The organism is Vibrio sp. M260118, assembly GCF_036533755.1.
Lineage (GTDB): Bacteria > Pseudomonadota > Gammaproteobacteria > Enterobacterales > Vibrionaceae > Vibrio.
The window spans coordinates 1-12,672 of sequence record NZ_JATABG010000089.1; the positions used below are offsets into that span (position 1 = coordinate 1).

Consider the following 12,672-nt stretch of genomic DNA (forward strand, 5'->3'; position numbering starts at 1 on the left):
AAAGCAAGTTAGAGCTCATTAAGCAGGTGTTTAAACAACAGTTCGTGATTGATGGTAAGGTAGTGTTTGCCAGTTGCTCTATTGGTGTCTCCATGTACCCGTCGGATGGTGACGAACCGGAAGAACTCATCTCTAAAGCCGATATCGTTTTGTACAAATCAAAAGCACGCAATAAGGGCGATGTACTCTTCTTCGACAAGTCGATTAATAAGCAAGTGCAATATGATTTCTTACTGGAGCGCGAGCTAAGGGGCGCGATCGAGCGAGATGAGCTATCAGTGAGTTATCAACCTCAAGTCAACGCAAAAACAGGGAAACTGTACGGCGTTGAGAGCTTATTACGCTGGCACAATCCGCAGCTAGGTCATGTCTCTCCGCTCGAGTTTATATCGTTAGCCGAGGAAATCGGCCTGATAGGACAAATTGGAGACTTTGTTTTAAATAGAGCATGTGAAGAGTTTGCACGTCTATTTCCTTCACCCCAGCACAGCTCCGTTTTGTCCATCAATATATCGCCTATGCAACTACGAGACAGCGCTTTCATTAGCAAACTCAAAGAAGCTGTATCTAAAAACCAACTTCCCAACAACCGCGTTACTCTCGAAATCACCGAGAACGTACTAATCAGTGATTTGGAGACCGTGACACCCATCATTACCCAAATCAAAGAACTCGGTTTCACCATTTCACTCGACGATTTTGGTACTGGTTATTCATCTCTAAGCTACCTTAGTAATCTTCCCCTTGATGAGCTAAAAATAGACCGCCACTTTGTCGACAAAATGCTCAGTTCTAAACAGAGTGATTCATTGGTCAAAGCCATTCTTGCTATCGCTCAATCTGCCAAAATGCGAGTTGTCGCTGAAGGTGTTGAAACAGAAGCGCAGAAAACTGTACTGGTCGATTATGGATGTGATGTTTTGCAAGGCTATTTGATCGAACGCCCCATGCCTATTGAACAACTTGCTAGTAAATATGGTCAAGAGCAATAGCAAGCGAACTGTTAATAGCGACTGTTCACTGACTACTTTTTAGGTATGTTGCCACTGTATGTTTATCTAGTTTAAGACATCCATGATTCTACCGCTTCCTTAATTAATCACTTGTTTAAATATTGATTAATTTATGTCATACCAGATATTTAGGCGACACCCTATAATTAATCATATGTTTAATAAGGTTGGAGAGTGTCTCGCAATGACAACGAGAAAAGCCGGTCGCCCCACTAACAGCATCGATGCGCGTGAAAAACTCATTTTTCATGCACGCGAGCTATTTACGGTCATGCCTTATGAAAAAGTATCAACTCGACTAGTTGCCCGTAAAGCAGGCGTCAACGTAGCCATGATTCGTTACTACTTTGGGAACAAAGAGGGGCTATTCGAAACCATGATTCGCGAAACCATGGCGCCAATGAAAAGGCAGATGGCTCTCTTGCTCCAAGACAGTTCGCAGAAAAACTTCCTCGACTTAATGAGGACCTATTACCGTGAGATGATCAAGGTTCCTCAATTCCCGCGTTTGGTCGCTCAGGTCATGCATATGCCGCAATCAGACATCCAACGGAAATTGCTAGAAAAAGTCTTTATCGACATTAGCCAACCGATGCAGAATGTCATGTTCGATAAGTTGGTCGAGAGCAAAATTCTAAGACCCGATGCAGACCCTAAACTGTGTAAAGTCTCTTATATCAGCTTGATGGTGTTTCCATTTATCGCTCCGCCGTCACTGCTAGCTGTACACGGGATAGAACTCGATGAAACGTTTCTCAGCCAGTTGCTAGAACACAATATCAACTTAATGAGCCACGGATTTCTAAGCACCACCGACCATCAGGACAATCACTATGAAAATCAATAAGAAACTTCTATTTTTTCCAGCCCTTGCCGTCGGTGTTGTTGCGCTCGTACTAGCGATAAGCTTAAAGCCAGACTTACCCGTCAAACCAGCAGGGGATCGCGCTAGATTAGTAGAAACCAGGCCGTTAGAACTACGCTCAATGGCCCCTATTGCTATCGGTTTTGGTAAAATCAAACCCAAAATCGAATGGAAGGCAATTTCTGAGGTAACCGGTAAAGTTGTTTATCGCCACCCTATGCTGGATAAGGGACAAATACTTCAAGCCGGGACAGAAATCCTACGTATTGACCCGCTCGACTACGAACTAAAACTTGTTCAAGCTCAAGCCGACTTGAAATCCGCTCAAACCTCTTTAGCTAAACTGAGCCAAGAGGAACTCAATCTTAAGCAGACTCTTAAGATCGAATCAAACCGTTTGGTGATTGCCAACAAAGAACTTGAACGTAAACAAAATTTACGCAAGAAGGGGCTGACTTCTCAGTCGGATGTCGATCAACAAGAACAAAGCGCCTTGTCTCAGCGCAAGTTGGTACTTGATATCGAAAACCAAATTGGCCTGATGCCCGATGAAAAACGTGTCGCTGAAGCTTTGGTCAAAGTCAACACTTCTAAAGTTGAAGAAGCACAGCGTTCTCTAGAAAAAACCATCATCACACTCCCTTATGATCTGCGTATCGCTAGCGTTGAAATTGAGAAAAACCAAGTCGTTAACCTGCAACAAACTATGGTAACCGCGCATGGTATGGATGTGATGGAAGTGGAAGCCCAGCTCTCAATTCATGACATGCAAACACTGGCGTCGAGTATTGGCGAGTTTACCCGTGATGAGTCTAGTATTCCGCAACCAAATATGACCTTTATCAACGCTCACATTGAGCTTAGCAGCGGAAATCTAAAAGCAGAATGGCCTGCAAAAGTAAGCCGCATCAGTGAAACGGTCGACCCAAACCAAGCGACTGCTGGTATCATTCTCGAGATTCAACAGGACTATCGCAACCTCAACCCTGACTCAGTCCCACCATTAGTAAACGGTATGTTTGTGCGCGCGTTTATCGAAGGCCAAGAAAACCCTAGTTGGGTCGTTCCAGAGCGCGCGCTGCACGGTGATAAAATCTATTTGATGGATGAGAACAACAAACTTTTGATTAAACCAGCAAGCGTATTATATCGCCGTGACAATCAAGTCATCATTGATGGAGAGTTTAGCCAAGGTGACAAGCTTATCCTCAACGACCTACTCCCGGCGATTAATGGCATGCTGTTGAAAGAAGCTAAAACATCGGATGTGGAGGCTGAACTATGATTCGATTTTTCGCCAAGCACCCGACAGCAGCTAACTTGCTAATGCTGGGTTTACTGGTATTGGGCTTAAGCTCATTACCAACCATTAAGCGTGAAACTTTTCCTGAGTTCGCACCTCCTTACATCATGGCCGGCGTCGTATATCCGGGAGCGTCTCCACAAGAAGTTGAAGAAAGCATTTGTGTTCGTATGGAAGATGCCGTCGACGGTCTAGCGAATATTAAAGAGACTCAATGTGAAGCCGTAGAAGGCTCAGCACGGCTAATCTTAAAGCTAAACGATAAAGCCGATATCGGCCGCATGTTGGTCGATGTACAAACTCAAATCAACTCAATCAACGACTTCCCTCAAGAGATCGAATCGCCAATCGTACAAGAACTTGATTGGAACGAACCTGTCGTTGACGTTGCGATCACCGCAGACACCACATGGCCAGAACTAAAAGCTTATGCAGAGCAGCTTAAACGAACGTTAAAACTTGACTACAATGTCTCATTGGTTGACGTGGCAGGTTTTTCTGACCACCAATTTCGTGTAGAGCTAGATTCTCAAGCCATGCGTCAACTTGGACTGAGTGTGGGTGATATCGCGACACAAATTGGTCGTCAAAACATTAAACTACCAAGCGGCAACGTTGAGACGCCAGACAAAAACTTCTTGATCCGCTTTGACGAAAGACGCGTTACCCCGCAAGAGCTCGAAAACATCGTGGTGGGCTCTGGTCCAAACGGGTCACTGATTCGACTTAGAGACATCGCCACCATTACAGACCGTTTCGAGTTGGATGAGCAAAAAGTTCTCTTTGATGGCCACCCTTCTGCCCTGCTTAAAGTCAGTAAAAACAAAGAGGACGATGCGCTACGAATCAAAGACCGTGTCGAGCAATTTGTTACTGAGCAACAAGCGATTGCACCCGATGGCGTCAAACTTGAGCTGACCAACGATATCTCTTCCGTTCTATGGGATCGCCTAACCATGATGGTACGCAATGGCTGGCAGGGTATCGTGCTGGTATTCGCGACCATGTGGCTGTTCTTCAGTCTGCGTTACTCATTTTGGGTTGCAGCGGGATTGCCAGTTGCCTTTTTAGGTGGCCTATTCTTAATGGCTCAACTTGGGTTATCCATCAACATCATGTCTCTAGTCGGTCTTCTAATGGCGATTGGTATTATGATGGATGACGCCATTGTTATCGCCGAATCTATCGCTGCCCATTTAGATCGCGGAGAAGACGTCGACAACGCCGTAATCAAAGGCGTGAAGAAAGTTCTGCCCGGGGTTATCTCATCCTTTTTAACTACGGTATGTATCTTCGGTAGCCTGCTGTTTTTGCAAGGCGAAATGGGCGCAGTACTAAAAGCGGTCCCGCAGGTGCTTATCCTGGTTTTGACACTAAGTTTGGTCGAAGCATTTTTAATTCTGCCTAATCACCTTTCGCATTCTTTACATAAAGAGAAGAAAGAGAAGCCACCAGCGAAGTTTAAACAAAACTTACTCGCCCGATTTGAACATTTCCGCAATACCACCTTAGTCCGCGCAGTGGAAAAAGTGGTCGAATTACGTTACGCGTTTTTGGGTGGTGTCGTCGCGCTACTACTTATCTCAATCGCGACTCTCGCGGGGGGTATACTAAAATTCCAACCCTTCCCTGAGCTAGACGGTGATATTGCCGAAGCGAGAGTCATCTTACCTCCAGGATCGTCTCTCTCTCAAACCGAAGCAGTGGTCGATAGAATCATCGCCTCCGCGCAAAAGTTAGACAAACATTGGACAAAAAACTACGAGGATGGTGTTCCGCTTGTTGAACATATCACTAGCCAGTTTAATGCAAATGCTGATGCGAATGAGTCCGGACCTCACATAGCAACCGTTAGGCTTGATCTCTTGGGTGCCGAAAGCCGTAACACACTGATCGACAATTTTATTGCTGCGTGGCGAGAAGACGTCGGCGAACTCGCTGATCCAGTTTCACTGGTTTTCAAGCAGCCGACAATGGGGCCTGGAGGACGCGCAATTGAGATCCGGGCCAAACACGACGACCTAGAGGCATTAAAAGCCGCTTCGATTGATATCCAACAGTACCTCAACGAGTTTGATGGCGTTCACGGTGTGCTCGACGACATGCGCATGGGTAAAGAGGAGGTATTAGTTAAGCTACGCCCCGGTGCGGAAACTTATGGCATCAACGGTCAGCTTATTGCGAATCAACTGCGTGCCGCCTTCTTTGGTCAAACAGCTGATGAGATCCAAGTTGGCGTCGAAAACATCTCTATCGAAGTGCGATTAGACAAAGTTCAGGCGGGTGATCTACAACAGTTAGCCAACTTCCCAATCATTATGAGTGACGGTAGCCAAATCCCACTAGCAACCATTGCGACATTGGATTTCCAACGTAATTACGTGCGAATCCAACGCATCGACGGCTTACGGACCATTAGTGTGTTCGGTGACGTTGACAATACCAAAGCGAACTCCACCGCGATCATTAACCAGTTCCAACGTGACGAAGCATCTAGGCTTATCGCCAAGTACCCCGGTCTACGTTTTGACTTTGAAGGAGAAGCTAAGGATACAGCAGAAACTGGCGCCTCTATGGGCAAAGGCTTCTTACTTGGCCTGTTTGGTGTATTCGCGATATTAAGCTACCAATTCCGCAGTTACTTAGAACCCGTGGTGGTCATGCTAGCCATTCCTCTCGCCTTTATTGGTGTAGTTTGGGGCCATATCTTACTCGGTCACTCCCTAAGTATGCCAAGTATGATGGGCTTTGTATCGCTAGCAGGTATCGTAGTGAATGACTCGATACTTCTGGTCCAGTATATTCGCCACCATGTTGATGAAGGAGACAGCGTTCATGACTCGGTAGTTAAAGCGAGCCGCGAGCGTTTCAGGGCAGTATTCCTCACTTCAATGACCACTGCTGCCGGACTACTCCCGTTACTTACCGAATCCAGTTTGCAAGCACAAGTTATTCAACCTCTGGTTATCTCGATTGTTTTCGGTATTTTCGCTTCTACCTTGCTAGTGCTGTTTATGATTCCAGCAGCCTATGCAGTACTCGCTGATTTTGGCTTAGTCCATAAGCACGAAAAGATATAATCAAACCAACCTCGCCCCTAGTCATCACTAGGGGCTAGGTTTAATCGAAGAGTTACATGTAACCTCCAATTAATTTTCAAAACTACTGTTCTGCAACCTTGTGGGGGTTGGTTCCAGGAAGTTTTCGCTTACACCAATTTAAGATAGCTTTTATATCTTCTAATATTAGGTACAAACACGGTACCAACACGAGTGTTAGCAAGGTTGCAAACAGCACAGCAAACCCAAGAGCAACAGCCATTGGAATGACAAACTTGGCTTGTAAGCTAGTTTCAAACATTATCGGTAGTACGCCAACAAAAGTGGTGATTGAGGTTAACGTTATGGCTCTGAAGCGAGCACAACCGGCTTCAACAACCGCCTCTTTTATCGATGCACCTTTTGCTCGAACCTGGTTTACGTAATCGGTCATAACTAGTGAGTCATTAACGACAACCCCTGCCGCGGCTATTAATCCAAACGTAGACATCATGCTAAGATCTAGCCCAAACCAATAATGGCCCCATATCGCCCCCGTTAAACTAAACGGAATAACCGACATAATAATGAGCGGCTGCGTGTAACTCTTTAGCGGAACGGCGAGCAATATGTAAACGACAATCATACCCGCGATGAAGAAGATTATCTGTTCATCTTGCTGAGCTTGTTGTTCCTCTATCGTTCCTCCTAGCTGACTCTTAACGCCTGGGTAAGAAGCAAGAATACTAGGAATAACTTCGCTGTTTATCTGCTCTACGATCTGATTTGGTTCAACTAGCTCCTCATCTATCGAACCATAAACATAGACGCTTCTAAAGCCACCCTCACGACGGATGCTACTGACGCCAGGCTTTTGGTTTATCTCAACGACATCGCCCAGCATCACTTTCTTACCCTCTGCAGTCGTAATCACGGCATAACGAAGCGATGAAAACGCTTCTCGAGTCAGTTGAGGGTAGCGAACCATGACTTTTATCTCTTCGCCATCACGCAGAACACGCTGCGCCTCTCCGCCGTAAAAACTACCACCGACCTGAGTCGCGATATCAAACAAATCTAGTCCTAGGTCATACGCAACCGGAGCCAGAGAAAGCAATACTTCTTGGCTGCCGGAGTCTATCGATGAGGAGATATCGAATAACCCAGCTTGCTGTTGTAGTTGAACAATTAACTCTCGCCCCGCTGCATTTAAGCTGTCTATATCCGAACCATAGAGCAAGAAACCAAATTCATCACCTTTTTCGTCATCGTTGACATTGTCAGACACGTTGAGCATTTTAAGCCCAGGAATATTTGGTATGCGCTCACGCCAGCGCCTTGCAAGCTCAAACGTATTAAACGGCCTTAACTCTTCGTCAACCAGTGGGATGACCAATTGGCCTTCTTTGCGGCCTTGACTGAACGTTAGGATATCGCGCAACATGCTCTGCCCCGTCTCCTGCTCAATTTCCGCATCAATCTCCAGCACCGTTGATTCAACAAGTTTCAACGCATCAATCGTCTGCTCACTCGAGACGTTGTCATTCATCACTAACTTAATGCTCGGAAAATCGTGGGGCACTTTAGGCGAAGGGACAATCCTCACGTAGTTCGACATCACCATAGCAACACTTAAAATCAGCAAACTAGCAAAGCCTGCGAATACGCTCCATCGCCAATGGGTACAACGTTGCACGAACTTCTTATATGGGCCATTTATAACGGCAAAGAAGCGAGTATTGAATCGATCACGCCAACTGCCTTTTTTGATCGGCTTAAACTTCGAATGAGCCAAGTGCGAAGGTAGAATCAGTTTCGACTCAATTAAGCTAAAGAAGAGACATAGAATCACAATCGAAGCGATACCGAAAAAGAAAGCTCGCTCGATCCCTTTCGACATTAAAAACGGCGCAAAAACAGCCATAGTCGTTAAGACACCAAAGGTGGCAGGAGTGGCGACACGTTTAACACCTCGTACGACATTCTCAACACCACTACCCGTTTTTTCAATTTCACTATAGGCACTTTCACCAATAACAATGGCATCATCGACGACGATACCAAGCACCATAATAAAGGCGAACAGTGAAATGATGTTGATACTAACCCCGATGGCCGGCATCAGCATAACAGCACCTAAGAAACACACGGGTAGCCCGACCATAACCCACATCGCCAGTTTAACGCGCAAAAACAAACTCAACATCAAGGCGACCAGCACCGCTCCTTGCAGTAGGTTTTTAAGCATCATGTCTAAGCGTGCGTTGAGGTAGTACGTCATGTCGACTAATGTTTTTATTTGGAGATCAGACGGCAAGGTTTTGTTTTTTTGCTCAATGTAAGTTTTTACCGACTCAGCTACCGTCACCATATTTTGGTCTTTGGTCGCCTTCACAGAAAGATACATAGCGTTTTGACCAGAGTACTTGAAGTATCGATCATCCTCAGTAAAGCCGTCTTTTATCGTCGCAATGTCTTGCAGTAAAACCTTCCCGCCATTTGCACCAATTTTGACCGGAATATCCCTGAACTCCTCCCCACTATAATATTGGTTCTCAATGCGTACTGATATCATCCCAGCGTTAGTTCTCACTTCTCCGGCCGAGTAGTTGGCCGAATAGCGCTGAATCGCCTTGCTGACATCATTTAAAGTCAGATTGTATTTACGTAATACTCTCGGTTCGACTTCCACCGCAATCTCATATTCAGGGGCGCCTAACTCAACCAACGCAACATTGTTAAGTTGCAACAGCTCATCTTCAATCTGCTTGGCAATAGGTTTAAGCTCGAGCAAAGTACGATCGCCAACTAACGCCATTTCGATGACATCTTGACGCCACTCATATTGATAAACCTGTATCGGCTCCATTGCATCAGGGAAGTTAGAAGTTGAATCGACTTTTTGCTTCACTTTATCTAGGACAGCATCTATATCTTCATCAACATCAATTTCTAACTCGATGTTGCCACTACCGCGATAAGCCGATGACACCGCCTTTTTTATCCCAGTCACATCCTTCAAGGACTCTTCGAGCTTGATAAGAATACTCTCTTCAATCTCTTGAGGTGATGCTCCCGGGTACTGAGCGCTAACATTGATATAGTTCACTTCAATGTTGGGAAACATTTGACGCTGAATAAAAAAGAAGCTCACGGTACCGATGATTAATATAAACACCATCAGCAAGTTTGCCGCCACAGAGTTATAAGCGAAATAGGCAATGAGCCCTTTCTGTTTGGTCTGTTCCATGCTGGGTCCCTACATATTTGATAGACGTTCGTCTATTTTCACTTCAACCCGTAGCCCTTTTTGAGGATATTCAGGCACTGTCAGCACAATGCGATCATCTTCTTTTAAGCCCTGATTAATCAGCATGAACTCTTTCTCTGCCCTTAATACGTTGACTAATCGAGGCTCTAATTGGTCATCATCGTTAACAACCCAGACTTGTTGGTTGTTGACCAATTCTTGTGGTAGGCGATATATATGCTTTAGCTCTTTACCAGCAAACTGGACCTCAACGTAAGAGCCAAACTTGATCGAGGCCTTATCGCTATCGATCGCATAAGGATTATCAACCCTAACCACCATATTTATCATTCGTGTACTGCTATCAATCACACCAAGGTCGCGGTCAATGGAGCCCTCTCTAAGCGTATTCTGGATGCCTCGTTGCATAACTTTTGCGGGAATACCTGCATACTCCTTGGGTAGAAAGGCACTATCAAAGCCCGCAATGGGAATGTGAATCTCACCAGCTTCAACATTGTTTAGTATTGCAACTTGCGCACCCGCTGACACGAACTGCCCTACACCAATTTGCTTTGACACCACTAACGCATCGTAAGGGGCAACGACTTTACAGTTTTGTAGATCGCGCTTAGCGCGTTTAAGTGCAGCCTGAGCAGACTTAACTTGAGCTTCGGCACTAAGCAATTGAGGTTTACGCAGGTACAAATCTGTCACCTGCGTCTGGGGCAATTTCTTCGCCTGACGTTTCGCCACTTCCGCCTTAGCTTTCTCTTCAATCAACGCCGCTTTTGCGCTTGCCAATTGAGCTTGAGCTTGCAAAACTGCCGCTTGGTAGTTGTCGCTCTCGATACTAAACAGAACCTCACCACGCTTGACGATACCACCGACGACAAAGTCGGGATGCCAACTGACCACTTCACCGGACACTTGTGCTGACAATTGAGTGACCTCGACAGGTTGAAGTTCCCCATGACTCGTAATCACCACTTTATGGTCGCTAAAAGAAACTGGTGAAACATTGACTATGGGAGGAGCTTTAGGTGGTTTATTCTCTACAGACTCAGGGGCACTGGAGGCGATAGCAACATAGCCAGCGTATGCTCCTCCTAAAATGGCAAAAGGCAATAACCAACGTAACGGCTTAATCGTCATGAGAAATCCTTGTTTTCTATTATCATTATATGTGTACGTGTAGATAGAGATTCGACTGCGACTAGTTTATGGTGAAATTTACCACCACAACGATAGAATTGAGATTCATAACCACGACTTAAGTTAGGAGGGTTAGGATGGGCCACGTATACCTTTTCGATTGGGGAGACACCTTGATGGTCGACTTTCCTAATCAACCAGGAAAAATGTTTCTCTGGCCTCATGTTGAGGCAGTAAAACAAGCCGAAGAAACGCTAAAGAAACTGAGTAAAAAGCACACGATATACGTTGCTACTAGCGCCCAAGAGTCGAGCGAAACGGACATACAACGCGCGTTTGAAAGAGTCGGTCTCGACCCCTATATTAATGGCTACTTTTGTAAAGCTAACTTAGGGCTTGAGAAGAACAGTTGTGATTTTTACCGTGCCATCCTCAGCTCGCTTAATGTGGAACCAAGGCAGGTGACCATGGTTGGCGATACCTTGGAGACAGATGTTTATCCTGCACGTAACGCTGGGTTAAACACGGTTTTCTACAACCCAAACCAACAACCAACCGAGCCAGATGTCGTCACGATTAATCATCTTACAGAATTGTTATGTCGTGACTAAAAAAGGCTTAGTGTTTTGCTAAGCCTTAGTTATGAATATACAAGACTATCCTGTTGTGGCTTGGGGTTGATACCTGCCCGGTTTGTGGTTCATCGCCAAAATCAAGTTAGTAGCAATTGCACCTACCACGGATAACATAATCAGAGAAATATCAACGATAAACAGCGACATAACCACAATGGTACAGTCAAGAGCCATCTGAACTTTTCCTGCACGGATGCCAAAGCGCTCTTGCAAAAACAGCGCGAGAATATTAAAACCACCCAAACTCATTTTATGGCGGAAGATAACCAACATACCAATGCCAATCATCCCCCCACCAAGTAGCGCGGCATAAAAAGGATCGATACGAGCAATTTCAATCACATGATGTAAGTGGTCGACAGCGAAAGAAACTATCGTCACAGCAACGAAAGTATTGAGTGTAAATCGCCAGCCCATTCGAGTCACTGACAACAGATAAAATGGCAGATTCAAGGCGAAGAATACCTGACCAAAACTAAAATCACTGACCTTAGTCAGAAAGATAGCCAGCCCTGCGGTTCCGCCTGTCAATAGCCCTACTTTGTTAAAAAAGATAACACCCAACGACACTAAAGCACTACCTAAAATTAGCGCGAGAAGGTTCTCTCGCACACTATGTTCTTTATCCATTTTAGACTTCCTATCCCTTAACGATTCACAAATGAGGGTGAATCAAACCTGCATAAAATGTCGATATTCAGCATGGAAGTCTAGGCTTAACGCCAAATCGCTTGTTTAAATAGTGTTAATCAAAATTTACACTAAGCTACTGTTTGTTTCTTTGCACTGAAAACTCAATGACTTTTGTTGCTGCCTCAAGATTTTTCAGCTCGTCAAACTCGCCTTGCACCTGGTCTTTGCACTCTTTCTGCACATACATAGCTTTGTCTGCGATACATAGAAGGTCGTCTTTTGTAATGCCTTGATCTGGATAGCAGGCAATACCAATGCTGGAGCCAACGTTAAGTGTACGTCCATCAAACTCTAATGGGGCGCTAATCGCCGTTGAAAGCTGATCTATCTTTCTTGGGACACCCTCCAAGGTATCTAAAAGATCCAAACAAACGACAAACTCATCACCACCTATCCTCCCGACGATATCAGACTCTCTAACACAGCCTGTAAGGCGCTTAGCAACTTGCACCAAAACATGGTCGCCAGCATCATGACCATAGCTGTCATTGACTTCTTTGAAGTCATCAAGGTCAATAAACAGTATGGCTAGCTTATGCCCAGAACGTCTTGCCTTGGTGATGGATTGATCCAGCTGCTTATCAAACGCTCGTCGATTCAAAAGGTTCGTAAGAGGATCATGTTCTGACAAGAATAATAACTGCTCTTGTTTGTGCTTAAGTTGTTTAGTCTGACGTGTAATTTCATTTTCCAACTCCTGTTTGGTAACCGTCGATTGGC

At 45.2% G+C, this 12,672-nt stretch carries 9 protein-coding genes; 5 read left to right on the forward strand and 4 right to left on the reverse strand.

The annotated features are described in order from the left end of the window. The 4 genes from QTO00_RS07670 to QTO00_RS07685 form a co-directional block, all read left to right on the forward strand. Positions 1–992 (forward strand): putative bifunctional diguanylate cyclase/phosphodiesterase (locus QTO00_RS07670; RefSeq protein ID WP_331424062.1); only part of this gene is annotated, 992 nt, incomplete at its 5' end. A gap of 205 nt (positions 993–1,197) precedes the next feature. Continuing rightward, positions 1,198–1,860: a TetR/AcrR family transcriptional regulator gene (locus QTO00_RS07675; protein ID WP_331424063.1), complete on the forward strand. Its 663-nt coding sequence runs from the start codon at positions 1,198–1,200 to the stop codon at positions 1,858–1,860. Further along, a complete protein-coding gene (locus QTO00_RS07680; protein WP_331424064.1) occupies positions 1,847–3,163 on the forward strand; it encodes an efflux RND transporter periplasmic adaptor subunit in 1,317 nt (438 codons plus the stop codon). The genes QTO00_RS07675 and QTO00_RS07680 overlap by 14 nt, the downstream gene beginning before the upstream one ends. Then, entirely contained in the window at positions 3,160–6,261 is a 3,102-nt protein-coding gene (locus tag QTO00_RS07685; RefSeq protein WP_331424066.1) for an efflux RND transporter permease subunit, read from the forward strand. The genes QTO00_RS07680 and QTO00_RS07685 overlap by 4 nt, the downstream gene beginning before the upstream one ends. Positions 6,262–6,343: 82 nt before the next feature. Here the strand turns inward: QTO00_RS07685 and QTO00_RS07690 are convergent, their stop codons facing one another. Then, positions 6,344–9,469, reverse strand: a complete 3,126-nt coding sequence (locus QTO00_RS07690; RefSeq protein WP_331424067.1) for an efflux RND transporter permease subunit — start codon at positions 9,467–9,469, stop codon at positions 6,344–6,346. A 9-nt stretch (positions 9,470–9,478) separates the two neighbouring features. Continuing rightward, complete coding sequence (locus tag QTO00_RS07695; RefSeq protein ID WP_331424069.1) at positions 9,479–10,624, reverse strand: efflux RND transporter periplasmic adaptor subunit; 1,146 nt, start codon at positions 10,622–10,624, stop codon at positions 9,479–9,481. 137 nt (positions 10,625–10,761) lie between these two features. Between QTO00_RS07695 and QTO00_RS07700 the strand changes: the two genes are divergently transcribed. Continuing rightward, positions 10,762–11,235 (forward strand): HAD family hydrolase, encoded by a 474-nt coding sequence (locus QTO00_RS07700; RefSeq protein WP_331424070.1) that lies wholly within the window; start codon positions 10,762–10,764, stop codon positions 11,233–11,235. A 45-nt stretch (positions 11,236–11,280) separates the two neighbouring features. On the opposite strand, the gene QTO00_RS07705 is transcribed toward QTO00_RS07700, so the two are convergent. Beyond that, positions 11,281–11,889, reverse strand: coding sequence for a YitT family protein (locus tag QTO00_RS07705; protein ID WP_331424071.1), 609 nt, complete (start codon positions 11,887–11,889; stop codon positions 11,281–11,283). A gap of 136 nt (positions 11,890–12,025) precedes the next feature. Further along, positions 12,026–12,672, reverse strand: a 647-nt coding sequence (locus QTO00_RS07710) for a GGDEF domain-containing protein (protein ID WP_331424073.1), incomplete at its 5' end; no start/stop codon positions are given.

Coding starts and splice junctions, on each gene's coding strand:
- QTO00_RS07675 (WP_331424063.1), top strand. CDS start 1,198: ATGACAACGAGAAAAGCCGGTCGCCCCACTAACAGCATCGATGCGCGT.
- QTO00_RS07690 (WP_331424067.1), bottom strand. CDS start 9,469: ATGGAACAGACCAAACAGAAAGGGCTCATTGCCTATTTCGCTTATAAC.
- QTO00_RS07685 (WP_331424066.1), top strand. CDS start 3,160: ATGATTCGATTTTTCGCCAAGCACCCGACAGCAGCTAACTTGCTAATG.
- QTO00_RS07680 (WP_331424064.1), top strand. CDS start 1,847: ATGAAAATCAATAAGAAACTTCTATTTTTTCCAGCCCTTGCCGTCGGT.
- QTO00_RS07695 (WP_331424069.1), bottom strand. CDS start 10,624: ATGACGATTAAGCCGTTACGTTGGTTATTGCCTTTTGCCATTTTAGGA.
- QTO00_RS07705 (WP_331424071.1), bottom strand. CDS start 11,889: ATGGATAAAGAACATAGTGTGCGAGAGAACCTTCTCGCGCTAATTTTA.
- QTO00_RS07700 (WP_331424070.1), top strand. CDS start 10,762: ATGGGCCACGTATACCTTTTCGATTGGGGAGACACCTTGATGGTCGAC.